Here is a 24,642-nt window from a genome sequence, read left to right as displayed (position 1 = left end):
CTGGTATTCAGTACTTTTACATACCATGAGTTCAAAAACGATCAATACCCTTATTGACGACTTCAACGCGCTTGAAGACGATGAGAAGGAAATGGCGCTGGATATTATCCGTAAAGCGGTGGCGGAGATAAAGCGAAACTCGATTGCCGCCAACGCCAAAGTTGCCGAAGAAAACCTGAAATACGGTAAGGTAAAACGTGGAAACGTTGATGACCTTTTCAACGATCTTGACGCATGATTGAACTGGTTTGGGATTCCAGTTTTAAACGTGCTTACCGCAAACGGATTCTGCGAGACCCATTTCTTCAAAAACGATTCAGAACAGCTATTGAAACGTTTGTTCAGGATCCGTTTGACAGGTCACTCAGAACACATAAACTTACTGGGCAGCTGACTGGACATTGGGCCTTTACGGTGGCGTATGATTGTCGGGTAGTCTTCAAATTCCTTGACGGTCAAACTGCCGCGCTTCTGATCGATATTGGAACGCATGATGAAGTCTATTGAAAGACTGGCTGAGTTGTGAAAGTTGCAACTTGGAATATCGAGCGTTTGAAGCACGCAAAGCGATTGACTGAAATGGAAGAAGCAATTCAGGCAATCGATGCTGATATTCTGATTCTAACCGAAAGCGACACGCGAATCAAGCTTGATTATCCATTTGTTTCGATGTCTTCTCCATTGAATACTGATTACTATCAAAACACGGAAAGACGAGTTACAATTCATTCAAAATTTGAGATTGTTTCAAATCATGAAACATATGATGAGCGAACGGCCGTTTGTCCAGAAATTGCAACACCCATTGGTAATCTGTTGGTCTATGGAACCATCATCGGAATTCACGGTAATCGCAGACCAAGCTTTAAAGAAGACCTTATAGAACAGCTACAAGATTTTGAGCGATTGTCAGGTAGGAATCTGTGTATATCTGGAGATTTCAACATCAGTTTTTCTGACAATTACTACCACACCAACTTTGGAAGGGATTCTTTAAACAATTCCTTTGAACAGAATCGGATAAAGAATTTGACCGCGAAGCTTGCCGAGACTATTGACCACATCTGCGTCACAGAGGAATTTCTTCGAGGTTGTTCGATGAAATTGCAGGAATGGAATACGGATAAGACGCTCTCTGATCATAAGGGAGTTTGTGTCAGACTCGAGTTGTAAATTCGGCCAATGCATCTCTTCTACCAACCCAATCTACAGAACGGCCTTCTTGAACTGAGCGAAGAAGAAACACGCCATGCGGTTCGTGTGCTTCGTTTGGGTGTTGGCGAACGCGTGGAAGTAACGGACGGAAAAGGTGTTCGGGCCATTGCTGAAATCTCGGAAATTTCGAAGCGCAGTTGTGCGTTTCAGATCGTGGAACAGGTGAAAGAGGAAAAGCCTGTTCTGCCAAAAGTGGCCATTGCACCAACCAAAAGCATCGATCGTTTTGAGTGGTTTTTGGAGAAAGCAGTTGAAATTGGCGTGAGTGAGATCTGTCCGATTCTGTGTACGAATTCTGAGCGCAGAAACCTGAAACTGGACCGCAGTGAAAAAGTGTTGCTTGCGGCCATGAAGCAAAGTCAGCGGAATTGGTTGCCGACCATTCTGCCGTTGACCTCGTTCGCAGATTTCGTTTCCAGTGTTGAACATCCAATGCTCCTCGCGCATTGTAGAGATGGAAAGAAAGTATCGCTGAACAAGGATTTGAATACGGAAAGCTGGATTCTTATTGGTCCAGAAGGAGATTTCACACAGGAAGAAATTGAATTGGTGCTGTCCAAAAGTGCTACTGAAATAGATCTTGGAAAAAGCCGTTTACGCACCGAAACCGCTGGAATATTTGCACTTTCGGTGATGAATTTTCTACAGGACTGATACGAATTCCGAATGCTCACGAATATTCGAATATTGATAAAGATTGCTTCGTCCTTCGCCCTCGCAATGACGTTAGGATTTGGCTCGCTTCAAGCACAGAATTTCAAACTCGCTGTATTGAAATACAATGGTGGTGGCGATTGGTATGCGAATCTTACGACCTCTGTCCCAAACCTCATTCAGTTCTGCAATAAGGAACTCAACACAGGAATAGACACGGAACAGGAAGTGGCCGAAGTGGGTTCGAAAGACCTCTTCAAATATCCTTTCGTACACATGACAGGACACGGCAATGTGATCTTCTCCGATCAGGAAGCACAGAATCTGAGAAAGTACCTCTTAGCTGGCGGTTTCCTTCATATTGATGACAACTACGGGATGGATCAGTTCATCCGCACGGAGATTAAAAAGGTGTTCCCAGAATACGAATTGGTCGAACTGCCATTCTCACATCCGATCTATCATCAGAAGTTCGATTTTAAGAACGGATTGCCGAAAATCCACGAGCACGACAACAAGCGCCCCCAAGGATTTGGAATTGTGCATAACGGGCGATTGGTGCTATTTTATTCGTACGAATGTGACCTTGGCGATGGTTGGGAAAGCCCCGAAGTGCATGGCGACAGTCAGGAAGCGCGCACCAAGGCATTGCAAATGGGCTGCAATATTCTACAGTATGTGTTGATGGGCAACGACCCTGACAGTCTATAACTACACATTCGGCAGCTTCACGTTCATCAGAAAATCCTTGGTCTTCATCATGTGCGGATGCATCTGCTCGTCCTCATGAAGGAACGGAACAATGCTGCGATACTCACTCAAGAATTTCTCAATCACTAGTGACGACTTTTCTGGTCTTCGGAAATCCAATGCTTGCGCGGCCGTGAAAAGTTCGATGGCCAAAACCTGATAGACGTTCTCCACCACTTCGTAGAGTTTGGTGGCGGCATTTGCGCCCATACTCACGTGGTCTTCCTGCCCGTTGGAACTGACGATACTATCCACCGAAGCAGGACTGCACAATTGTTTGTTCTGACTTACAATTCCGGCCGAAGTGTATTGTGGAATCATGAATCCTGAATGCAACCCGGGTTTCTTCACCAAATAAACGGGCAGACCGTTCTTACCCATGATGAGTTGGAAAGTCCTGCGCTCCGAAATGTTGGCCAACTCCGCTAACGCGATTGAGAGGTAATCGTACGAAATGGCCAGCGGTTGTCCATGAAAATTACCTGCCGAAATGATCTTATCCTCATCAGGGAAAATGAGTGGATTATCTGAAACGGAATTCAATTCACGCTCCACCACTTGCTTTACGTGGGTAATCGCATCAATGCTTGCGCCATGAACCTGCGGCATGCAACGGAAAGAGTACGGATCCTGAATGTGCTCTTTTTCTTTCCGCGCCAGCGGACTTTCTTCTAAAAGCTCGCGCAGTCTTCTTGCAGATTCAATCTGCCCGGGATGAGGCCGTACTTGATGAACTGACGCATCAAAAGGAGCAGTCAATCCACCGTAGGCATCCAATGCAATGGCACCGATCAAATCCGCGAAAACGGCCAGTCGCTCTGCATGAAAGACGCAGTAAGCACCATAAGCCGACATGAACTGAGTTCCGTTCAGCAGCGCCAAGCCTTCCTTCATTTTGAGTTGAAGCGGCTTCCAACCTAAATAAAGTAGTGCTTCTTTGGCCGGAACTTCTTTTCCGTCCAGAATCACATTTCCTTCTCCGATGAGCGGAAGACACAGATGCGCCAATGGAGCAAGATCACCACTCGCCCCTAACGAGCCCTGCGTGTAAACAACGGGCAGCACATCTTGATTGAAATGATCGATCAAACGCAGTACGGTTTCCTTCTGCACACCGCTATTACCGTAAAGCATATTCCATACTTTGAGGCAAAGCATGGCACGGACGATATTGTCTGGAATTCGCTTGCCCGTTCCACACGCGTGGGACAGAATCAGGTTGGATTGCAATTCCTCCAACTCATCTTCTTCAATACGAATATTACTCAGCGAGCCGAAACCTGTGTTGACCCCGTAAATGGTCGCCTTGGTGGTGTTGACCTTATCATAAAGGTAATTTGCAGATTTTTCGATGCGCTCGAGTGTCTCGTCTTCCGCATACAACTTTCCGCTGCCCAACATCTTGGACAGCTTCGCAACCGTGAGTTTACCTTTAAACAACGTTTTTCTCTTTTAGAATTTCGAACAATGGTAGCTCGGTCATCTTGGAATCCACCCACGATATCAAATCCAGGGTTGAGAGCGAATTACGCTCACCGGGTTCATATCCTGCATCTTCCAGATCTCGTTTCAACTGAGCAAACAATTCCTTGTTTTTCCGCATTGCATCGTTCTTCGAGAACTTCTTCATGAAGGCAAGCATCACCTCTTCAAATCTGTACAGTCCTTCCAATTTTGTAAGAAACCTGTAGGTTGATCTAGCCAAGTAATCCAGCAACTCACTACGACCGAGTTCAAATTGGAGAATGAGGGTAAGAAGGCGTGTGGAAGCATGCAGATCCTCAGCCGATTTGATAGCCGTATCGTTCAGCACCATGTTCAGCCATCGGATGGAACGGGAATAGAGACCGACTGTAAAAAGGAAATAGGAAATATTGAAGTAAAGATGAAGGACCACGTACTTTCTGTGATAATTCTCCAGTAGGTCTTTTCGTTCCGCCAATTTCTCTACAAGATCAAGTCCTTTCTCCTTGTCTCCCAAACGGGTGTAAAGTGCCAATTTACCGATTGCCGTCTGCATCAGAATGCGCATTCTCATTTCCTCAGAGAAATAAGAACTCAATGATTGCTCCTCGATCGCTTCCATCTTGGCCAGGCAGGTCTCAGCCTCTTCCCACTTTTTCAACTTTATGCAAACAGGGACAAGATTGTTCAGTGCGACAAAATATCGCTTGACGATATCTTTATTGTAACCACTTCCGAACTGCTCGTCCACAAGTTCAAAAAGTTGCTTGCGATAATCGTAAGCGGCTTCCCAGTTCCCGTTTATCTTGTTGTATTGTGCGTGAATGTTGAGAAAACAGCATTTGGACCTGAAGGTCAAAGCACGTGAGGGATCGCGTAGTGCAAACTGATTGATTATCTGATCATTGGTCTTGTGACCTTCGTTGCCGCGCTCAATCCCTATCTTGTAGTAATTGTTGAACACTTTGGATTGAAGGTCTGCATATTCGCGCTCATTCTGCAGGGCTCCCAGAATTTCGTAATACTCATCTGAAATGGCGTCAATATCCATTTCATCATTCCCAACATAAAATCCTTCTGCCAACAGCATGGCTTCCCATTCAAGGACACTGAGCAACACAAGGTGGCAATCATTTTTCACAGCCGCCTTACGCACCTTTCGCAACAACTGAGCAGAATGTTCAAAAAGCCCCTTTTCGTATAGGAACTGTACGTCCTGCAACATTCCTTGAAGACTGAACTCTATTGACCGCTTCAGGTGATAGAGTCTCATCGTTTTGAGAATCAGTTCGTAAAGATGATTCTGAGTAACCGCAAGCTGATCCAGAAATTTTTCGCCCTTGAACCTGTTGCGCAACTCCTTTTCATCAAATCCCTTCGAATCGGAGTAGTAATCGAACAGGCGGGCCAAATTGCTGTCCTTTTTCTGAAGTGACGCCTGCAACTTGAAATATCGCTTCTCATTCAGTTCCAATGAATGGACCAGCTGATATAACTTATCTCCCTTTGACATGTGATTGCGCATTGAAAGTAAAACAAAACCTATGATTTTACAATCTGAAAATTAAATTGACTTTAAGGATGTTCGGTTTGTGAGCGGTCTATACTTCTGATAACATATATTTGTTAGTCGGCAAACCGATGGTGTTCATCGATAAAAACCATCAGCACGGCATGGTTTGTCATAAGTTTATCGAAACAACTAAAATCTGAATCAGGCATGAGATCAAATCGTACTCTGCAAATTCTTGTTACTGTTGCAATCATAGGATCTTTCGGTTCTCGAACCTTTGGTCAGGCGGTTTCAATCAATTCTTCGGGAGCTGCTCCGGATGCACAGTCCATTCTTGACATCACCGCCACAGACAAGGGTGTTCTACTGCCAAGAATGACCACGACACAACGTGGAGCATTTGCTCCGACCAACGGTTCTGATAACGGCATGTTGGTCTACGACACGGACACGGAGAGTTTCTGGTATTGGGATGGTACGGCCAATTCTTGGAGAGAAATTCCCAACACGGCAGGTATCGTTACTACGCTTGATGGGGCCTATGACGGTGGTGGTTCAGGAGTTGGGCGGGTGATAACCGCTGACGCTGGAGCCGTAGATGTTCAGGGAGCTGATGGGCTGCTGGTATCTGGAAATGTGGGGATCGGCAACACCAACTCCGATTACAAGCTCCAGATTTCGGGAGGTACTGGTGGTGCCGAAACATCCTTACTTAACTTACACTCCAACTCATCAGCAGATGAGACAGGGTCCATTCTACGGTTTACCAACAGTACATCTACTACTTCAAGTCCGGGTTCTGGTGAGATTGCAGTTAGACGTACAAACCGTGACGCAACGGGCGATGCCGCCATGTTCTTCCGCACCAGTAACGGTTCTGGTGCACCCGCAACGCGAATGACCATTCTGGACAATGGCAACGTTGGTATCGGCACAACTGCTCCAGACTATGAATTGGATGTTGCCGGTGATGTTGGCATTGACCAATACCTTTCTCATAATGGTAATGTTGACACTAAACTTGAATTCAATACCGACCAGATCACGATTTGGGCAGGAGGGGTAAGCATGTTCGACCTGACCGAAGTAACGGGAACCGATAAAGTTTCTGTCAACCCAACAGGAACAGATGTTGATTTTAATGCACAGGGAGATACTGACGCCAATCTGCTTTTCACGGATGCATCAACCGACCGCGTTGGTATAGGAACATCTACGCCTGAATATAAACTTGATGTAGTTGGAGATATCAATCTTTCGGGAGCCGTTCTGATAGGAGGACACACAGGTGTTACGGGTCAAGTGCTGACCTCTGCTGGTGGTGGAACAGTAACGTGGGAAGATTCTTATGCAGGAGATATAACTTCCGTGGTTGCTGGTGACGGAATTATTGGTGGCGGAACAACAGGTGATGTAACGTTGAATGCATCGGCCGACAACGGATTGAATGTGAACGCTGGAGCTGATATGATTCGACTTGGAGGTTCTTTGACGGAGGCAACAACAATTACGAATGGTTCTTACAATTTGACCGTAAACCTTGATGGAACTGGTGAATTTGTGGTTCAGGACGGAGGTGTGGATCACTTCAAGGTGGCATCTAACGGAGATGCCCTTTTTGGTAGTGACACATATTTCAACGATACGGATGTCAACGGCACAAACCTGGTCAAGATAAGCGATGCAGGTACTGGTGGGAATGACGGAAAAATAGAAGTATTCACCGATGGTCTCGTCAACCACACAATTCACGGAGATGGAGATGTGATTTTCAACGCTCAGGGGCTTGACCGAGACTTTAAAATTGAGGGAGACACTGACGCAAATACGTTCTATTTGGATGCATCAACCAATCGTGTTGGAATGGGAACCAGCACGCCCGATGCCAAGTTGAATGTAGGAGAGCCTACGGGTGGAACCATTTTCATTACCCGCGAAGACCCTACCACTGCTGTTGATGATGCCTTGGGTTCTCTACTCTTTGACAGCACAGACGATACTGGCCCATCATCGACAGACGCAAGTGCCGGTATCCGTGCCTTTGCTGCTGAAGATCAAGGAAACAGCAACAAAGGTGGTTATTTGACATTCTTTACCAAACCAACTGGAACACCTGGCTCTTCTGCTGCGGCTGAAAGGTTGAGAATCTCTGCAAATGGCAATATTGGTATTGGCGCAACATCCCCTGCTCAAAAACTTGAGGTAGTAGGAAACGTTCGCATATCAGGGCTTTCTGCTGGAGGCAATGTTCAGGCCAACTCAAATGGTGATCTCATTATCTCCAGCGATGTTCCAAGCGGTGATGGAGATTACATTCAGAATCAGTACGGTTCTCAGCAATCTTCCTCCGAATTTTGGGTGAGCGGCAGAGGTAGGATGGACGGAGGACTGACCGTTGGAGCCGGTGCTACTGTTGATAACAATAACACCAACAGTGGATCCGTTGCGGCAGGTGCACTTGCGTTTGGCAATGCATCCGGTGAAGGAATCGGATCCAAGAGAAATGCCGGTGGCAATGCATTTGGTTTGGATTTCTATACCAACTCAACCAACAGATTGGCAATTACCAACGGAGGAAGTGTAGGTATTGGCACAAGTTCCCCTTCCAATCCGCTACATGTGGTGGCCAACAGCACAACGCCATATGATGTTGCCCGATTTGATGGTTCCAATACGTATGGAACGGCTCTGTATGTAAACAGTATGGCCTCCGGAGGACGGGTTTGGGAACTAATTTCTACGGCCAATGCGGCCGGTGAGGGAGCTGGCAAATTTTTGATCAAGGACGTTACAGGCAGTAGCGTGAAAATGACGGTGGAAAGCGGTGGTAACGTAGGTATCGGAACTTCATCTCCAACTGGAATACTTCACTTGAACACATCTTTGACAGGCAATGCGGTCAAGTTGGTGAATGGTTCTTTGGCCTCCAGCTCGTTAGTGGGATTTGAATTCGGAAAGGCGGAAACAGCGAATAACATGGCCGAGTTCCGTTACAACCATGTGAGTGACGGTAACAGTTCCAACTACATTAACCTCGGACTTTGGGGGAATACAAACACGTTGATTGTTACAGGTGCTGGTAATGTTGGTGTTGGAACAGCATCGCCAACCTCGAAACTTGATGTTGCCGGAAAAACTGAAACCGACCAGTTGCAAGTAGGTGGTGGAACAACGCATTCAATGATTCAATCGGGTACCGCCACTCTTGGTTCTGGATCCAATATCTCCACTTATACAGTTAATTTTCCTTCCTCATTCGGCTCTGCACCGAAAGTTATATGCACAGTACGAACTGAAACAGGACAGACCTATACGGACACGTTCGCGGTCACAACCAAAAGTATCGGTACCAGCAGCTTTCAAGTTAACGTTTACCGTGTTGATGGTTCTGCTTGGGGACAAAGCCTGATGCTGGATTGGATTGCCATTCAGTAAGAGAACGGATACGCCCCAGCTTCCGAAACAAATACAACTTCTTTATTTGGAACGCCCGTAAGGCGTTCCTTTGTTTTTGTACCTAACGTATTTGAGATGATCAATTTTGATGTAGGCAATGAAACCAACTGGTCTATCAGATCCCATCCAATTGAATGAATGATGGCGAAGTCAAGCGAATCTGATGGTTTCCAAGACATCGCCTGATCATTGGAGGGTTTCAAATTGAGGATGGCAAATCGTTCATCACCAAATTCGAGAACCCGATTGCAGACCGAATCAGAAAGTTCCACCCAATTTTCCTCATCAACTCCTTTTTTCCACCAATGGTGTTTCACATTGAAAAGCATCGCGCTTGCATCAGATCGGAACTTTGAACTTGATACAAAGGTCAGCTCAGTTCCATTGACGAATGCTGCCACCGTTTCCTTTCTGACATTGTAGATGGTAGAGAAACGTTGATGCTGTTGTTGGTTCACTTCCCACACTTGCATCAAAACAAGTACGATGGAAACGAACAGCGACACGTAAAGTCCAAGTTTCTGCTTTTGCAGATAAAACACGAGAACGCTGATGATAATGAGGTAGATAAGTAGCGTTTCAAAAGTTGTGATGTCTATTCCCATAAGGACCGAATTCGGTATCTGCTCAATTTGAACGACCAGAAAATTGAGAATGGAAATGACCGAACGAAGGATGAAACCGAAGAAAAGCAGGGTCGGTTTCCACCAGCACAGGACAAACAGACCGAAGCCGATGTAAAGGATAAGTGCCGCTGCTGGAATGACAATAAGATTGGACAGCAGGAAAAGCAATGGAAACTGATGGAAATAGAGCAATCCTAACGGAAATGTGGCGATCTGCGCAGCGATGGAAACACAACTGATGGACCATGCCCAATCGAGCCAACGGTTTTCAAAACTCTTCAGCTGCACCAGCTTCGGCTGGATGACCACAATACCGAAAACGGCAGCATAGGAGAGTTGAAAACCAACCTGCATCACAATCATTGGGTCGTAGAGAATCAGCCCGAAGGCCGATGCAGCCAGCGTATTGAATATGTTGGTATCTCGATTGATGGCCTTGCCCAAAGCAACAAATGTGAACATGAGTGCCGCACGGGAAACAGAGGCTGAAAATCCTGTCAGAGCGGCATACCCGACCAACAGAACTACCAGAAGCAAGGTCTTTAACCAGCGCAGATAATTGCTCCTGTCCATAAATCGGAGAAAGAAGTTGATAATGAGATAAACGATACCCACATGCAGACCGGAAACTGCCAGCACATGGGTTGCGCCAGCACCTGCATAAGCCGACATCAGTTCTTTGTCCAAGTTGTCGCGGAAGCCAAGTATCAATGCCGAGGCCACGGCAAGTTCATCACCTTCCAGTCCAGATTCTTTCAGCTTCCCGATCAGGAATGTCCGCGCGTCAGCAAACCAACCTACAATTCCAGGATTGCCGTTAGAGAGAACTTCCCAATCGCCACTCCGCACAAATCCTCGGAACAGAATATTATGAAAACGCAGATAGCGTGCATAGTTGAACTCATCTGGGTTTCCCTGCGGACGAACTCGATCAACAGCACTTTTCAGTACCAGTTCCTGCCCGTACTTGACCCTTCTTGCGGCAGAATCAAGGTCAAAATAGAACAGTACCTTACCAAAAGACTTACGCTCGGCATCCGTTACGTCCGCGATCACCTCCACAGAGTTGGTCCGAACACGCGGCTGTTCACCAACCTCCGCAATAAAGACCTGTTCCCCTGCTTTCTCTGGGTTCAGGTAATTGGGAAAAACATAGTCGGAAACGGAAACAGTGAGCAATGATCCCAATAGAAAAAGTACTGGCCACAGGGCAATTCCGAACAAATAGGGTCTCCTACCGATAAAACTCAATAAAATCGTTCCGAGCGATAGAAGAATGGCGCAACCGTAAATAATGCAGATCTGATCGGTGGTTGGACGAACAGACTCAAGTGCAAATGCAGCCACGATCACCCCGAAAATGATCGGCAAAACCACACGAAGCATCGGAAATGAATTCCAAACTTTCATCTTCACTTCTCCTTGTTATAAAAGTAGGAGATTCAAACTAATTAACACAGGCTTGATGAAAACTGTGATTATCAGCCAATTACAGGTGGCTACCTCGATCGTAATTTGCACTCGATGCAATGGCCATCCGGATATACGGAAGTACGAGCGCTCATTCAGCTGCTGGATGACCCCGATGATTCTGTCTATCAGAATGTGAGCGACCGACTGGTTTCTTACGGCAAGAATGTCATTCCACATTTGGAATTTGAATGGGAAACAAGTGCCCATCTCGCTATTCAGAACCGTATTGAAGAGATCATTCAGCAAATAGAGTTCGATTCGTGCAAAATTGCCTTGGCGGATTGGATCGGAAACGGTTCCGAAGACCTCTACGAAGGAGCCGTTACAGCTTCGATGTTCCAATATCCGGATCAGCATATCGATTTCATGGCATCGCGGCTGGAATTACTTCGGAAAGATGTTTGGATCGAACTGAACGATCACCTCACATCATTGGAGAAGATCCGTGTGCTGAACCATATCCTGTACGAGATACACCGTTTCCACGGATATCCGAAATATCCCAATTCATATCCGAGTTACTTCATCAGCAATGTACTGGAACAACTCAACGGAAGTCCAACAGCATTGGGAATTCTGTATAAAGTCATTGCCGACAGGCTTGAACTTCCTGTGGTAGGCATCGACCTTCCGCAACATTTCATCTTGGGTTACTTGGACGTGAACAATGCGGCCGATGGCGATGTGCTTTTCTATATCAATCCGTTCAGCAAAGGAGCGGTTTTTGGCAAAGGAGAACTGGAACGCTACATTGAAAAGATGCAGCTGGAAGTAACGGTGGAAAGTCTGAAACCGATGACCAACAAAGAAATCATCAAGCGACTTCTAACTGAGTTGAAAGCGGCTTACAAGCGACTTGGCAAGTACCGAAAACTCGATCAGGTCGATCAGCTTTTGGCGCTTTTCTGAATTCGCAATAATTTACGCTCGCAACCGTATAGAACGCGGAATAGTTGAACATGAGCAACAAGGAGATTTTCAAGAATTGGTGTGCCAAGCATCCAGAAATCCCCTTGTTTCTGCAATACGATTGGATGGAAATTGTGGCCAAACCCGAACAATGGGACGTGGCTTTGGTAGGTTCTGAGAATGATGTTCAGGCGTTCATGCCATACTTCAAAAAGCGAAAACTGCAGTTCGATATTATTACGGTTCCGCCATTGACGCCTTACATGGGGCCGTGGCTTCATTATCCTGAAGGACAGAAAGAAGCTACGCGACTTTCCTTTGAGAAGAAGATGTACGAGCAACTCATCGAGCAGCTTCCAAAGACCGATAAATTCATTCAGTATTTCCATCCCGAAGTGACGAATTGGCTTCCATTCTTCTGGAACGATTTCGAGCAATCGACCCGTTACACATACATCATTGACGACCTTTCGGATGCTGACATCCTCTACGAAAACCTGCAAGGAAACATCCGAAGGGAAATCTCTAAAGCACAGAAATCACTGACCGTTTCTGAAGTGAACGAAGTAAAGACGCTTCATAATCTAAAATTGAAGGACTTTGCTATCAAAGGTCAGGAGCTGAACTACTCAGAAGCATATTTCAATCGTGTTTTTGAGAAGTTGAATACGAAAGATGCCTGTAAAGCTTGGATTGCAAGTGATGCCGATGGAAATCCTATTGCTTCTCTCCTACTGGTTTGGGATCATGATTCAGCTTATTACTTGGCAGGTGCAACAGACCCTGAAAACAAAAACTCAGGCGCGATGAGCCTGCTCATGTGGACAGCCATACTTTTTGCTTCGAGCGTAGCTGATAAGTTCAATTTTGAGGGAAGTATGATTGAGCCTGTGGAACGTTTCTTCCGTTCGTTCGGGGCCAAGCAAACTCCCTATTTCGAGATTCGAAAAACGGATTCGAAGTTGTTGAAATTGCTGTAGAGACGCGATGAATCGCGTCTCTACAATTGAAAAGGGCGTCCGACCCCAGATCGAACGCCCTTCTAATTCACTAATTCCCTGATCAACTGATCACCTACTTAGCGTAAGCAACTGCTCTCTTTTCACGGATAACAGTCACACGTACTTGACCCGGATAGGTCATTTCATCTTGGATCTTCATAGAAATGTCCATTGCCAATTGATCTGCCTGCGCATCAGAAACCTTCTCGCTTTCCACAATTACACGCAATTCACGACCCGCCTGAATAGCGAATGTCTTCGTCACACCTGGATAAGCCAACGCCAACGCTTCCAACTCGTTGATACGCTTGATGTAGCTTTCAACGATCTCGCGTCTTGCACCTGGACGAGCACCTGAGATCGCATCACAAACTTGAATGATCGGAGAGATCAACGTGGTCATCTCAATCTCATCGTGGTGAGCTCCGATGGCGTTGCAGATGTCCGGTTTTTCACCATATTTCTCGGCCAGTTTCATACCAAGGATTGCGTGTGGCAATTCTGGTTCTTCATCTGGAACTTTACCAATATCGTGAAGCAGTCCAGCGCGTTTCGCCTTCTTCGGATCAAGTCCCAATTCTGAAGCCATAATAGCACACATGTTCGCTACCTCGCGGCTGTGTTGCAACAGATTCTGTCCGTAAGAAGAACGATACTTCATACGACCTACCATTCTGGTCAATTCCGGGTGCAGACCGTGAATTCCAAGATCGATTGCAGTTCGCTTACCGATCTCGATGATCTCTTCCTCCAAACGCTTTTTGGTCTTGGCCACAACCTCCTCAATTCGTGCTGGGTGGATACGTCCGTCCGTCACCAATTGGTGTAGCGCCAGTCGAGCCGTTTCACGTTTTACAGGGTCGAATCCTGAAAGGATGATCGCCTCTGGCGTATCATCTACAATGATCTCAATTCCAGTTGCCGCTTCAAGCGCTCGGATATTTCGTCCCTCACGACCGATGATACGCCCTTTGATCTCGTCACTTTCAATGTTGAAAATGGAAACCGCGTTCTCAATCGTGTGCTCGGTAGCAACACGCTGAATGGTCTGAATCACAATTTTCTTCGCCTGCTTGTCAGCCTGCATTTTGGCTTCCTCAACTGTTTCGTTGATGGCCGCCATTGCAGCAGTCTGCGCTTCAGCTTTCAAGGCTTCAACCAACTGTGCTTTGGCTTCATCAGCCTTCATTCCAGCAACTTTTTCAAGTTGCTCCACTTGCTTCTGACGATCGCGTTCAACCTCTTCCAGCTTCTTATTGAAAACCTCGATCTGACCATCAAGTTTCTCTTGCTTTTTCTTGGCCTCTCCAAGTTCGCGCTCAGCAGCCTGACGCTCGCGTTTCACGTCCTCAAACTTCTTGTTAAGCGAACCCTCTTTCTGTTTCACGCGGTTCTCTGCTTCGATCAATTTCTGATTCCGTTCATTCACCTTCCGGTCATGCTCGGCTTTCATTTCCTGAAACTTCTCCTTCGCCTGACTTATCCGTTTCTCACGGATGACTTCTGCCTTTGCCTTGGCCTCTTCCAGAATGCTGTTGGCTTGATCGTTCACAACCTTTTTGTTGTAAACCATCACTCCCGCACCCCCAAGGATAACCCCCAGCAACGCAGCCACTACTCCTACTACTAACTCCATTTTCTATTCAACTTTTATTCATAAAAAAACCCGCACAGATCCTTGGCTTAATTAAACTCCAATTAAGACATGATTGAGACTGCCGAGCGCATCAGAGTTCCACTGTCCCGAACGAATTCGGAAACTGCACCGAAGCGCAGTTGAGGCCTTTCTTTAACACCCATGAGCTTGATCTCAATTTTTTAAACGTTGAGTTTAACAAACGATCGATCTATGCGGGAAATCGTTGAGGTTTTACGGCCAGTTCATCAAAGAGAACCAACTGTTCACCTACTAAATATCTTATGTAAAGAACGAACTACTTGTTGATCAAGTGTTGGCATCGAGCACCTGCTCTATTGCCTTCAATCTGCTTAACACGTCCTGCTCCACTCCGCCCGCCTTCTCCTCGCTTTCCAACGCCTCTGTGGCAAACTGTAGCACGCACATGCTCAACAGGTCTCTAACATCCGTAACGGCATACTTCTCTTCATACATCTTCACCCGCTCCCGTATCTGCCGCTCCGCCTTCCTTATGGTTTCTTCTTCCTGCGGTGATTCCACCGTCATCGGGTAACTCTTCCCTGCTATCCTTACTGTTATCGCCTGAGTTCCCATTCAAAAAGAACGATCCTAATTATTCAGAAGTGCTATACACTTGTCAATCTCCCGCACGAGGTCATTCAACCTCTTTCTTTGCTCTTTGCGATCCTCCTCACCATCCGTAACCGCCTTTGCAATTTTAACAACTTTATTCTGTTCCTCCAGTTCCGTCAACGCATTTTTTTGTGTACTTACCAACCGCTCCAATTCTGCATTCTTCTGCTTCAATTCTGCATTCTCACCGCGAAGTTCAGTCTGCGACTTCACCAGTTTTTCCACGCGGCCGGTAAGTGTGCCAATGTATGTGTTCAGGTTTTCCATAGAGGTCGTATGAAGATACAAACTTACGGTTTCAAAGTGCAGAGCCTGGATAATTTCTAAAGCCCGATTCCGGTTTTACTGACTCCATTCGCGCTTGGGCGAACATTTCAACCTGCGTTTCATTCCGGGCATCTCGTTCATCGGTCGAACCATGGAATACACCATTTATGAGAAGGATACGGTCCCAGTTGTGTACGACAAGACCGTCAATTCCGTTTATCTGCAAGTGCCGTTGTATTTCAAATTCCGCTCACGCAGGATCAACAACTGGCGCGTGTACATCATGGGCGGTGGCAAGTTCATGTACGATATGGCAACGAAGGCCGATGTGAAAAGTGATGAGGTGATACTGAAAATGAAACGGGAAGATTACACGTGGGATCTGGGTGTCGGTGTCGATTTCTACCTCGAATATTTCAAACTCACCACCGAAGTGAAAATGGCCTTCGGGCTGAACAACCTCATGGTCAAAGACCAAACGGTATTTACCAACTCCATTCAGTCGCTCAACTCCAAAACCTTTCTGTTCTCGCTTTATTTTGAGTAACTGGAATAGAAGCGAGAAACCATTTCGAATTTGAACGATTCGGATTTCGTGCTTTCAACAATTCTCGTTCTTTGCCCTTCGAATGAAAGATGTCAATCTCGTCATACCCGCTCAGGACTACGGAAATGAGACATTGATGAAGCAGGCCGTTTCGCGCGCTTCAGGAATTCCCCTTGACGAGATCAACGGCTTTCAGGAACTGCGAAGAAGCATTGATGCACGGAATCGGAGCATCAAATTCAATCTCAGCCTTCGGGTTTACGCCAAGGGCGAGAAGGTGGAAGCACATCATCCCAAATTCGAGCCTCGACAGTTTCAAGATGTTTCCAAAGCAGAGCATGTGGTAATTGTCGGTGCTGGTCCGGCTGGTCTGTTTGCCGCCTTGCGATTGATTGAATTGGGCAAGAAACCGATCGTTTTGGAACGCGGAAAAAACGTGCGTGAAAGAAGGAGAGACCTCGCAGCCATTAATAAAGAGCATATCGTCAATCCAGAAAGCAATTACTGCTTTGGTGAAGGCGGGGCAGGAACCTATTCGGACGGAAAGCTCTATACGCGTTCCACCAAAAGGGGAGACGTGAACCGCATTCTAAGCACGTTCATTCAGTTCGGTGCAGATGATGATATTCTGGTGAACACGCATCCACACATTGGCACCAATAAACTTCCCAATATCATTACTGCAATCAGGGAACAGATCGTGGCTTGTGGTGGCGAAGTCCGTTTCAATTCCAAACTCACCGACATTCTTCTGAAGGATAATGAAGTCGCTGGCGTTGTCATTAATGGTGAAGAGAAACTCGAAACCAAGCATTTGGTACTGGCAACGGGTCATTCGGCCAGAGACATTTACGAGTTGCTTCACAAAAAGGGAATTGAAATAGAGGCGAAGCAGTTCGCCATGGGCGTTCGGGTGGAGCACCCACAGGAACTCATCAATTCCATTCAATATCACGGAGTGAGCTGCGAAACGCTGCCGCCTGCTGCGTATGCGTTGGTCAATCAGGTAAACAACCGTGGTGTGTATTCTTTCTGTATGTGTCCTGGCGGGATTATCGCGCCTTGCGCCACCGCTCCTGGAGAGATCGTTACCAACGGTTGGAGTCCCAGCAAGCGGAACAATCCGTTTGCCAATTCGGGAATTGTTGTTCCTGTGGAGCCAGAAGATTACAAACAGTTCGCATCTGCTGGTCCGTTGGCCGGATTGCGCTATCAGCAATTTGTGGAGCAGACCGTTTGCAAAATGGCTGGTGGAACTCAGACCGCACCAGCGCAGCGATTGTCAGATTTCGTAAATGGAAAACTGAGTTCAGACCTTCCGGTCAATTCCTACAGACCAGGAACGGTTTCCATGCAACTTTCTGAGGTGTTGCCAAAGGCGATACATCAGCGCTTGCGTGGCGGTTTTCAGGAATTCGGCAAGAAAATGCGCGGTTATTTGACCAACGAGGCCGTTGCTGTGGCGGTGGAAAGTCGCACATCGTCTCCCGTTCGCATTCCACGAAATGAACATGGAGAACATCCACAGATCAAAGGACTTTTCCCATGCGGAGAAGGCGGTGGTTACGCGGGTGGAATTGTCTCTGCAGCCATTGATGGAGAAAGAATATCGGAAAATATTTCAATTTCAAGTGGTTGATTATCAGAGCAAAACAAATTATTGTTTAATTAATTGTATTAAAAGTTAAACAAAATAATTTCTCGTGATGTTGTATCGCCAAACCATAAAAACAACATCATGAAAAACACAAAACTATTTCTCTCCGTGATGCTGGCAGGCTTTACTTCGGTCAGCGTTGCTCAAGCTCAAACTGCAAGACTGGAGGTCATTCACAATTCTGCTGATGCCGCTGCGGCCGTGGTTGACGTGTACGTGAATGGAGGAGCTTCACCGTTCATTGACGACTTCGCATTCAGAACTTCTTCTGGATTTGTTGACGTACCTGCTGGAGTGGCGCTTTCCATCGGTGTGGCACCTTCAACAAGTACTGGCCCAGGAGACATTATTGCCACCGTACCGGTTGGACCGTTGACCGCTGGCGAGACATACATCGCCATTGCGAATGGTATCATTTCTCCAAGCGGATACATGCCGGCTCCTGCTTTTGGTTTAGACATCTATACTGGAGCGAGAGAATCGGCAACAGGTGGTTCGGGAACCAACGATGTGTTGGTCTACCACGGTGCAACAGATGCGCCAATGGTAGACGTGCAGGAATTGGCCGTTCTGAATGCACAGGCCGTGAACGACCTTTCGTATTCAGAATTTCAAGGTTATCTGACCCTGGGAGTTGAGGATTACACCTTACAGGTTCAAGCTGCTGCAAGTGGAGCTGCTGTTGCGGCTTTCGATGCGCCATTGGCAACGCTTGGAGTGGACGGAGCAGCGATTACAGTACTTGCTTCAGGTTTCCTCGATCCATCGATGAACAGCAATGGTGCGGCTTTCGGCCTTTTCGTATCGACAGGGGCTGCTGGTCCATTGTTGGAACTGCCGACTGCAATGGCGCGTTTGGAAGTTATCCATAATTCTGCAGATGCTGCCGCTGCCATTGTGGATGTATTCATCAACGGCAGCGAGGCAATTCCAAACTTTGAGTTCAGAACCACTACTGGCTTCATTGATGTGCCAGCGGGAATGCCATTGGCCATTGATGTAGCTCCTGATGGTGCAGGAATCGGTGGTTCGGTCGGTACGATCGATATTCCATTCTTAAAGTCGGGAGAGACCTATATCGCCATTGCAAACGGAATCGTAAGTGGTTCTGGTTACTCACCTGCTCCAGCATTTGGGCTGGATATTTACGAAGGTGCAAGAGAGGCTGCGGCCAGCCAAGGTATGAGTCAGACAGATGTTCTCGTATATCATGGTTCTACCGATGCGCCAACAGTTGATGTTGCCGAAACGGGAGTCGGTGCTGGGACTGTTGTAGACAATATCTCGTACGGAGAATTTCAGGGATATTTGGAATTGGGGACATCGAATTATCAGCTGACCATTCAGGATCAAACAGGTACAACCAACGTAGCTTCATTTGCAGCACCGTTGGCCGACCTGATGCTGGAAGATGCCGCCATCACGGTGCTTGCCTCAGGTTTCTTAGACCCAAGCATGAATTCCAATGGAGCAGGTTTCGGACTGTGGGTTTCATTGGGAACGCAAGGCGCATTGGTTCCGTTGAGCAATGTGACGGGAATTGAGGAGGTGCAATCCATCAGCAACTCAGTTCTGTTCCCAAATCCTACAAATGATAATGCCACCATGTTCTTTGATCTGGTCGAAAAAGAGAACATCAACTTGGAAGTGGTGAACACAATGGGTCAGCGCGTATTTGTGCGAAGCTTCGGAGAGATGCTTTCTGGAAATCACAGAGTGGAGATTCCAGCTTCGGAAATGGCACCAGGATTCTACTTCGTGAACCTACGCACCAACTCAGGTGTTGTATCTACAAAACTGCAAGTAGTTCGATAATTTCCCTGCAGAATAGAGCGTCCCGTTCCGAAAGGGACGGGGCGCTTTTCATTAAAGAAATGGCACATATTCTCATAACAGGCGGTTCGGGTTCCATTGGTCGCAGGCTTATTCCAAAGCTGCGCGAGCATGGACATGCTGTGGCAATTATTGGCCGTTCAGTTCACAAGAATTTGGATGTTCCAAGTTTCACGTGGGACCTGCAAAAAGGAACGTTGGATGAACGTGCCTTGAAGGATGTGACGCACATTATCCATCTGGCTGGTGCAGGAATTGCCGATAAACCTTGGTCGCCATCGCGCAAGCAGGAAATTATTGAAAGCCGCGTAAAACCCTTGCAACTTCTTTCTGACGTTTTGAAGAAAAGGAACCAATGTATTGAGGCCATCATCTCATCTTCCGCAGTCGGTTATTATGGTGCGGTTACTTCAGAAAAGGTTTTCACCGAAGAAGACGCTCCCGCGAATGATTTTCTTGGTTCCACCTGTAAACTGTGGGAAGACGCAGTTCAATCTTTCAAACCTGTTGCCGATAGAGAAGTGCGCGTGCGAACTGGAATTGTGTTGATGAAAGGTGATGGTGCGCTTCCCAAGCTTTCAATACCTGTAAGATTTGGAGTTGGCGCGGCCATCGGTTCGGGCAAGCAATGGATGCCGTGGATTCATATTGATGATATGACTTCCATTTATCTGCATGCGGTGGAGAACAACCACATGCACGGAGCTTACAATGCGGTGGCTCCAGAAAATGCCACACAGACCAAGTTCATTCAGAGGATTGGGAAGTCGTTGAAACGACCTGTTTTCCTTCCTTCCGTTCCGAAGTTTTTGGTAAGTACCGTAATGGGCGAAATGGCCAAAGTGGTCACGGAAGGATCACGTGTCTCATCACAGAAGATCATGGATGCGGGGTTCGAATTCACCCATCCACAATTGCAGGAAGCACTCAACGATCTTTTACAATGAAACTTCACCGACAGGAATACCGACAGTTACTGCCCATTTCATTGGATGAGGCTTGGGATTTCTTCTCTCGCCCCGAAAATCTGAACGAGATCACGCCAGATGATATGCAGTTTGAGATTCTGACGGAGAACATTCCGAAGATGTACGAAGGGCAGATCATTCAGTATAATGTCACGCCTTTCCCGATGATGAAAATGGGATGGGTCACCGAGATAACGCATGTGCAAGACCGCAAAATGTTTGTGGATGAGCAGCGTTTTGGACCGTACGCTTTCTGGCATCATCAGCACATTTTCGAAGAGATGGAGAATGGCACATTGATGACCGATATTTTGCATTACCGTGTTCCACTTGGGATTGTTGGTAAGTTGATCAATGCCCTTTTCATCGAACGTAAGGTTAAAGGCATATTTGAATACAGATTTCGTGTACTTGAGAACAAGTTTGTTAAAAGTGTGTTAACAGAAGCGTCAGAGTAATAGCCATGGGCAACTACAGTATCAGCGATCTGGAAAAGCTTTCGGGCATAAAGGCCCACACCATCCGTATTTGGGAGAAGCGGTACAACATCATCAAACCCGATCGGACCGATACTAACATCCGCAAGTATTCTGACTGTGAGTTGAAGAAGTTGCTCAACGTGGCCATTCTCAACAACCACGGTTTCAAGATTTCCAAGATTGCCAAGTTCTGTCAGCAGACGATGAACACGGAATTGGAGAAATTGAACGAGAAGGAGGCGGAGTTTCAAGTTCAGATAGACATGCTGGTGGTGGCCATGGTCGATCTGGATAGAAGAAAGTTTGAGAAGATATTGGGCGATAGCACGCTGCGTATCGGTTTTGAGGATACAGCCATCCGAATTCTCTATCCATTTCTTCAGAAAGTAGGAGTGATGTGGCAAACGGACGACATCAACCCCGCTCAGGAGCATTTCATCAGTAGTCTCATCATTCAAAAATTGTACGTGGCCATTGATCAGGCCTATCAGCCCGATCTTGTAAACGCGAGAAAGGCATTGCTCTTTCTTCCCGAAGGAGAATACCACGAAATGGGGCTGCTTTTCTTCCGTTATCTGATGAAAAAACGTGGGTACGAGACGTTCTATCTTGGGCAGTCGGTTCCGTATGATGATGTGGTAAAGGTGGTAAAGGCGCACAAACCCGATGTGTTGGTTACTGCATTTGTTGCCAACTCCCCTGGTGGTCACATGCAGAATTACCTCAACAGACTGGGAAAAGAATTCAAAGACAAAACCATCTATGCATCGGGTTATCAGGTGTGCCACCAAGACTGTTCGTTACCTAAGAACGTAAAGCCCGTTCACACGCCTTACGACTTCATTTCTCTCATCGAGAAGCGTTAAATGGCCATTCGTTATTGAGTTTTTAGCTATTGGAAAAGCTATCTCTCCTAATAACTATTATCATTAACCAACAGAATTGTAAAGTTGATGGGTTCGAGCTGAGGTTCCTCACTGCGTTCGGAAAAGCAGCCAAACTTTGTTCTTGTTTTCCTGAAGAAGGAAGGAACTCAACGCTTTTGTACCGTTTACTTTATAAATCCGTTAACCGATAACCATTTCCAGCATTAACGAGCTGGAAATCCCCTTTAAGATTGTTTAACATTTGCGCTGAAAACCTTGGCAATACTGAGGTTTTAGAGGCGTTACTGCGTAGAATGTCTAAAAATGATGAAAAAAAGTTGAACAAAAGTTTGGATGTTTAAACATTGAAATCTATGTTTGTTCAACCATTTAATTAGATTGTTAAACAAAATCATATAAGTCATGTCAGCATTAACATTTAACGACAGACTCCTGAAAATGAGCGATGTGTTGGAGTATTTCGCTCTGAGTCTGACAAAGAACAGGGAGGATGCCCAAGACCTCCTACAGGAAACCATGGTAAAAGCCATCACTTACCAGGATAAGTATACACCGAACACCAACTTCAAAGCGTGGTTGCACACCATTATGAAGAACACGTTCATCAACCAGTACCGCAAGATGAAGCGTGCCAATACGGTGATCACCACAAAAGATGAGGTGGAAGTGTTGGATTTTGTGCCTGCCACAATGGACGATACGCCAGAAAGCATGCACGCCACCAAGGAAATCAACAAGGTGATAGATGCTTTGGACGACAATACACGTATTCCGTTCACCATGCACCTGAAAGGGTACAAGTACAAAGAGATCGCAGCGCACCTGGATATTCCGATCGGTACTGTGAAAAGCCGCATCTATTTTGCGAAGCAGTCCTTGATGAAAGACCTGAAGGATTATCGTAATTGAGCATTAGGCAATTCTGATGGATCTTGGAAAGTCGTCAACTTTTCGAAAGTTGACGACTTTTGTTTGTTCAATGAGTACTGAAAAAGTCATATTGGTCAATGAGCAGGACGAGCAGATCGGTCTGATGGAAAAGTTGGAAGCGCATCAGAAAGGCGTGTTGCATCGGGCGGTTTCCGTGTTCATCTTCAACAAAAAGGGCGAATTGCTGTTACAGAAGCGCGCAGCCACCAAATACCACGGTGCGGGACTGTGGACCAACACGTGTTGTACGCATCCGCGAGATGGAGAAACCAATTTGGAATGTGCTTCGCGCAGGTTGAAAGAGGAAATGGGCATCGAAACCAAGTTGGAAGAACAGTTCTCATTCGTGTACAAAGGCGAGGTTGAAAATGGCCTCATTGAGAACGAATTCGATCATGTTTTCTTCGGAGTTCACGAAGGGAAAATAGAATTGAACCCAAACGAGGCAGAAGATTGTACTTTTGCATCGTTAGATAAGGTATTCACGGACGCGGCCAACAGGCCAGAACGCTACTCGATCTGGTTCCGCATTATCATCGATAAGTTCAGGGATCACCTTACAGGAATGGAACATCGGCTGCGGTCGGTGGGAGTATAATGTAGGATGATGAAAGTAACCGTCAGCAGAAAGGCGCAGTTCAATGCCGCCCATCGACTTTTCAACCCAAGTTGGACAGAGGAGAAGAACAATGAGGTGTTCGGAAAATGCAACAACCCGAACTACCACGGCCACAATTATGAACTGACCGTAAGCGTGAAGGGAACAATTGACCCTGAAACGGGTTACGTCATCGATATGAAGGAATTGAAGGCGCTGATCAGCGAATATGTTGAGAAGCCTTTCGATCACCGCAACCTCAATTTGGACACAGAAGAATTCAAGAATTTGAACCCCACAGCAGAGAATATCGCGGTGGTTATTTGGAACAAGCTTCGACCACATTTGAAGAAGGAATTGGAGCTAAAAATCGTTTTACATGAGACAGAACGGAATTTTGTTGAATTTGAAGGATAGAGACATCGAGTTGATCGAAGAGGTTGGCGATAACCACATCTCCACAACGCTCGAAACACCGATGAAGCCTGATGCGCACGTCCTTTCCGACAAGGAAAAGATGGCGAAGATCGCGGAGCATTTTGCTTACATCATGGACACGCTTGGCTTGGATCTGTCTGACGATAGTCTTCAAGGAACACCTATGCGCGTGGCCAAAATGTACGTGGAAGAGGTTTTCAGCGGGCTGAACCCGATGAATAAACCTGACGTCAAACTCTTCGAGAACAAGTACGGCTACAACGAAATGTTGGTGGAAAAGGATATCAAGGTCCATTCGTTCTGTGAGCACCATTTTGTGCCGATCATCGGTGTGGCTCACGTGGCTTACATCAACAGTGGTAAGGTTGTCGGTCTATCCAAACTCAACCGCATTGTCGATTATTTCGCCAAGCGACCACAGGTTCAGGAACGCATGACCATGCAAATTGCCAACGAACTGAAAGAAGCGTTGGGTACGGAAGATGTGGCGGTGATCATTGATGCCAAACACATGTGTGTGTCATTGCGTGGAGTAGAGGACACGAGCAGCAGCACGGTTACGGCCAGCTACGGTGGCGCATTCCAAAATGAAGAAACCAAGAAGGAGTTCCTGCAGTACGTTTACGGAACGAAGTAGATTTTTCTTGACCGATAAATGAACCCTGTCCGCCTGAGGCGGATGGGGTTTTTTATTTTTTCCCGTCA

Annotated in this window: 24 protein-coding genes; 18 read left to right on the top strand and 6 right to left on the bottom strand. The window is 46.5% G+C overall.

Annotation, left to right across the window (positions count from 1 at the left end; genetic code table 11):
* Nucleotides 1-25 precede the first annotated feature (25 nt).
* From GC178_14870 to GC178_14850, 5 genes are read left to right on the top strand one after another with little or no spacing between them, the layout of a single operon-like run.
* On the top strand, nt 26-238 hold the full coding sequence (locus tag GC178_14870) for a hypothetical protein (GenBank protein ID MBI1288848.1): 213 nt from the start codon (nt 26-28) through the stop codon (nt 236-238).
* Nucleotides 235-507, top strand: a complete 273-nt coding sequence (locus tag GC178_14865; protein MBI1288847.1) for a type II toxin-antitoxin system mRNA interferase toxin, RelE/StbE family — start codon at nt 235-237, stop codon at nt 505-507. The genes GC178_14870 and GC178_14865 overlap by 4 nt, the downstream gene beginning before the upstream one ends.
* 15 nt (nt 508-522) lie before the next feature.
* Nucleotides 523-1,173, top strand: coding sequence for a hypothetical protein (locus GC178_14860; GenBank protein MBI1288846.1), 651 nt, complete (start codon nt 523-525; stop codon nt 1,171-1,173).
* Between the two features lie 9 nt (nt 1,174-1,182).
* Nucleotides 1,183-1,869, top strand: coding sequence for an RsmE family RNA methyltransferase (locus tag GC178_14855; GenBank protein ID MBI1288845.1), 687 nt, complete (start codon nt 1,183-1,185; stop codon nt 1,867-1,869).
* A 12-nt stretch (nt 1,870-1,881) separates the two neighbouring features.
* Nucleotides 1,882-2,580 (top strand): DUF4159 domain-containing protein, encoded by a 699-nt coding sequence (locus tag GC178_14850; GenBank protein MBI1288844.1) that lies wholly within the window; start codon nt 1,882-1,884, stop codon nt 2,578-2,580.
* Here GC178_14850 and hutH read toward each other — a convergent pair whose 3' ends face one another.
* Together hutH and GC178_14840 are read right to left on the bottom strand one after the other, a co-directional pair.
* Nucleotides 2,581-4,020 carry a histidine ammonia-lyase gene (gene hutH, locus GC178_14845; GenBank protein ID MBI1288843.1) on the bottom strand — a complete coding sequence of 480 codons (1,440 nt, stop codon included), beginning with the start codon at nt 4,018-4,020 and terminating at the stop codon, nt 2,581-2,583. It abuts the gene before it with no gap.
* 31 nt (nt 4,021-4,051) lie between these two features.
* Nucleotides 4,052-5,596 (bottom strand): hypothetical protein, encoded by a 1,545-nt coding sequence (locus GC178_14840; protein ID MBI1288842.1) that lies wholly within the window; start codon nt 5,594-5,596, stop codon nt 4,052-4,054.
* 207 nt (nt 5,597-5,803) lie between these two features.
* Between GC178_14840 and GC178_14835 the strand changes: the two genes are divergently transcribed.
* Nucleotides 5,804-9,031 (top strand): hypothetical protein, encoded by a 3,228-nt coding sequence (locus GC178_14835; GenBank protein ID MBI1288841.1) that lies wholly within the window; start codon nt 5,804-5,806, stop codon nt 9,029-9,031.
* On the opposite strand, the gene GC178_14830 is transcribed toward GC178_14835, so the two are convergent.
* On the bottom strand, nt 9,025-11,088 hold the full coding sequence (locus tag GC178_14830) for a DUF4131 domain-containing protein (GenBank protein ID MBI1288840.1): 2,064 nt from the start codon (nt 11,086-11,088) through the stop codon (nt 9,025-9,027). The genes GC178_14835 and GC178_14830 overlap by 7 nt on opposite strands.
* Nucleotides 11,089-11,202: 114 nt before the next feature.
* Here GC178_14830 and GC178_14825 point away from each other — a divergent pair, with 114 nt between their 5' ends.
* Nucleotides 11,203-12,060, top strand: coding sequence for a hypothetical protein (locus GC178_14825; GenBank protein MBI1288839.1), 858 nt, complete (start codon nt 11,203-11,205; stop codon nt 12,058-12,060).
* Nucleotides 12,061-12,110: 50 nt separating this feature from the next.
* Nucleotides 12,111-13,040: a GNAT family N-acetyltransferase gene (locus tag GC178_14820; protein ID MBI1288838.1), complete on the top strand. Its 930-nt coding sequence runs from the start codon at nt 12,111-12,113 to the stop codon at nt 13,038-13,040.
* A gap of 94 nt (nt 13,041-13,134) precedes the next feature.
* On the opposite strand, the gene rny is transcribed toward GC178_14820, so the two are convergent.
* The 3 genes from rny to GC178_14805 form a co-directional block, all read right to left on the bottom strand.
* Nucleotides 13,135-14,697, bottom strand: coding sequence for a ribonuclease Y (gene rny, locus GC178_14815; GenBank protein MBI1288837.1), 1,563 nt, complete (start codon nt 14,695-14,697; stop codon nt 13,135-13,137).
* Nucleotides 14,698-15,006: 309 nt separating this feature from the next.
* Nucleotides 15,007-15,294, bottom strand: coding sequence for a cell division protein ZapA (zapA, locus tag GC178_14810; protein ID MBI1288836.1), 288 nt, complete (start codon nt 15,292-15,294; stop codon nt 15,007-15,009).
* Between the two features lie 15 nt (nt 15,295-15,309).
* A complete protein-coding gene (locus tag GC178_14805; protein MBI1288835.1) occupies nt 15,310-15,600 on the bottom strand; it encodes a hypothetical protein in 291 nt (96 codons plus the stop codon).
* Nucleotides 15,601-15,694: 94 nt separating this feature from the next.
* Between GC178_14805 and GC178_14800 the strand changes: the two genes are divergently transcribed.
* The 10 genes from GC178_14800 to folE all read left to right on the top strand — a co-directional run bounded on the left by GC178_14800 (nt 15,695) and on the right by folE (nt 24,574).
* Nucleotides 15,695-16,147: an outer membrane beta-barrel protein gene (locus GC178_14800; GenBank protein MBI1288834.1), complete on the top strand. Its 453-nt coding sequence runs from the start codon at nt 15,695-15,697 to the stop codon at nt 16,145-16,147.
* An 82-nt stretch (nt 16,148-16,229) separates the two neighbouring features.
* Nucleotides 16,230-17,786 carry an FAD-binding protein gene (locus tag GC178_14795; GenBank protein MBI1288833.1) on the top strand — a complete coding sequence of 519 codons (1,557 nt, stop codon included), beginning with the start codon at nt 16,230-16,232 and terminating at the stop codon, nt 17,784-17,786.
* 99 nt (nt 17,787-17,885) lie between these two features.
* Nucleotides 17,886-19,619: a DUF4397 domain-containing protein gene (locus GC178_14790; protein ID MBI1288832.1), complete on the top strand. Its 1,734-nt coding sequence runs from the start codon at nt 17,886-17,888 to the stop codon at nt 19,617-19,619.
* Nucleotides 19,620-19,678: 59 nt separating this feature from the next.
* On the top strand, nt 19,679-20,584 hold the full coding sequence (locus GC178_14785; GenBank protein ID MBI1288831.1) for a TIGR01777 family protein: 906 nt from the start codon (nt 19,679-19,681) through the stop codon (nt 20,582-20,584).
* Nucleotides 20,581-21,063 (top strand): hypothetical protein, encoded by a 483-nt coding sequence (locus tag GC178_14780; protein MBI1288830.1) that lies wholly within the window; start codon nt 20,581-20,583, stop codon nt 21,061-21,063. Before GC178_14785 ends, GC178_14780 begins: the two co-directional genes overlap by 4 nt.
* A gap of 5 nt (nt 21,064-21,068) precedes the next feature.
* Nucleotides 21,069-21,950 (top strand): MerR family transcriptional regulator, encoded by an 882-nt coding sequence (locus GC178_14775; protein MBI1288829.1) that lies wholly within the window; start codon nt 21,069-21,071, stop codon nt 21,948-21,950.
* Between the two features lie 423 nt (nt 21,951-22,373).
* Complete coding sequence (locus tag GC178_14770; protein ID MBI1288828.1) at nt 22,374-22,880, top strand: sigma-70 family RNA polymerase sigma factor; 507 nt, start codon at nt 22,374-22,376, stop codon at nt 22,878-22,880.
* 70 nt (nt 22,881-22,950) lie between these two features.
* On the top strand, nt 22,951-23,499 hold the full coding sequence (locus tag GC178_14765; protein ID MBI1288827.1) for an isopentenyl-diphosphate Delta-isomerase: 549 nt from the start codon (nt 22,951-22,953) through the stop codon (nt 23,497-23,499).
* Nucleotides 23,500-23,508: 9 nt separating this feature from the next.
* A complete protein-coding gene (locus GC178_14760) occupies nt 23,509-23,916 on the top strand; it encodes a 6-carboxytetrahydropterin synthase (protein MBI1288826.1) in 408 nt (135 codons plus the stop codon).
* Nucleotides 23,879-24,574, top strand: a complete 696-nt coding sequence (folE, locus tag GC178_14755; GenBank protein MBI1288825.1) for a GTP cyclohydrolase I FolE — start codon at nt 23,879-23,881, stop codon at nt 24,572-24,574. The genes GC178_14760 and folE overlap by 38 nt, the downstream gene beginning before the upstream one ends.
* Nucleotides 24,575-24,642: the final 68 nt, after the last annotated feature.

The sequence above is a fragment of the Flavobacteriales bacterium genome (assembly GCA_016124845.1).
Lineage (GTDB): Bacteria > Bacteroidota > Bacteroidia > UBA10329 > UBA10329 > UBA10329.
Note: the sequence above shows the minus strand (reverse complement) of the source record. Positions and strands in the feature narration are given on the sequence as shown.

Excerpts from the sequence above, each read along its gene's own strand:
- GC178_14870 (MBI1288848.1), top strand. The coding sequence starts at position 26 with ATGAGTTCAAAAACGATCAATACCCTTATTGACGACTTCAACGCGCTT.
- GC178_14865 (MBI1288847.1), top strand. The coding sequence starts at position 235 with ATGATTGAACTGGTTTGGGATTCCAGTTTTAAACGTGCTTACCGCAAA.
- GC178_14855 (MBI1288845.1), top strand. The coding sequence starts at position 1,183 with ATGCATCTCTTCTACCAACCCAATCTACAGAACGGCCTTCTTGAACTG.
- GC178_14850 (MBI1288844.1), top strand. The coding sequence starts at position 1,882 with ATGCTCACGAATATTCGAATATTGATAAAGATTGCTTCGTCCTTCGCC.
- hutH (MBI1288843.1), bottom strand. The coding sequence starts at position 4,020 with ATGTTGGGCAGCGGAAAGTTGTATGCGGAAGACGAGACACTCGAGCGC.
- GC178_14840 (MBI1288842.1), bottom strand. The coding sequence starts at position 5,596 with ATGTCAAAGGGAGATAAGTTATATCAGCTGGTCCATTCATTGGAACTG.
- GC178_14835 (MBI1288841.1), top strand. The coding sequence starts at position 5,804 with ATGAGATCAAATCGTACTCTGCAAATTCTTGTTACTGTTGCAATCATA.
- GC178_14830 (MBI1288840.1), bottom strand. The coding sequence starts at position 11,088 with ATGAAAGTTTGGAATTCATTTCCGATGCTTCGTGTGGTTTTGCCGATC.
- GC178_14825 (MBI1288839.1), top strand. The coding sequence starts at position 11,203 with ATGCAATGGCCATCCGGATATACGGAAGTACGAGCGCTCATTCAGCTG.
- GC178_14820 (MBI1288838.1), top strand. The coding sequence starts at position 12,111 with ATGAGCAACAAGGAGATTTTCAAGAATTGGTGTGCCAAGCATCCAGAA.
- rny (MBI1288837.1), bottom strand. The coding sequence starts at position 14,697 with ATGGAGTTAGTAGTAGGAGTAGTGGCTGCGTTGCTGGGGGTTATCCTT.
- zapA (MBI1288836.1), bottom strand. The coding sequence starts at position 15,294 with ATGGGAACTCAGGCGATAACAGTAAGGATAGCAGGGAAGAGTTACCCG.
- GC178_14805 (MBI1288835.1), bottom strand. The coding sequence starts at position 15,600 with ATGGAAAACCTGAACACATACATTGGCACACTTACCGGCCGCGTGGAA.
- GC178_14795 (MBI1288833.1), top strand. The coding sequence starts at position 16,230 with ATGAAAGATGTCAATCTCGTCATACCCGCTCAGGACTACGGAAATGAG.
- GC178_14790 (MBI1288832.1), top strand. The coding sequence starts at position 17,886 with ATGAAAAACACAAAACTATTTCTCTCCGTGATGCTGGCAGGCTTTACT.
- GC178_14785 (MBI1288831.1), top strand. The coding sequence starts at position 19,679 with ATGGCACATATTCTCATAACAGGCGGTTCGGGTTCCATTGGTCGCAGG.
- GC178_14780 (MBI1288830.1), top strand. The coding sequence starts at position 20,581 with ATGAAACTTCACCGACAGGAATACCGACAGTTACTGCCCATTTCATTG.
- GC178_14775 (MBI1288829.1), top strand. The coding sequence starts at position 21,069 with ATGGGCAACTACAGTATCAGCGATCTGGAAAAGCTTTCGGGCATAAAG.
- GC178_14770 (MBI1288828.1), top strand. The coding sequence starts at position 22,374 with ATGTCAGCATTAACATTTAACGACAGACTCCTGAAAATGAGCGATGTG.
- GC178_14765 (MBI1288827.1), top strand. The coding sequence starts at position 22,951 with ATGAGTACTGAAAAAGTCATATTGGTCAATGAGCAGGACGAGCAGATC.
- GC178_14760 (MBI1288826.1), top strand. The coding sequence starts at position 23,509 with ATGAAAGTAACCGTCAGCAGAAAGGCGCAGTTCAATGCCGCCCATCGA.
- folE (MBI1288825.1), top strand. The coding sequence starts at position 23,879 with ATGAGACAGAACGGAATTTTGTTGAATTTGAAGGATAGAGACATCGAG.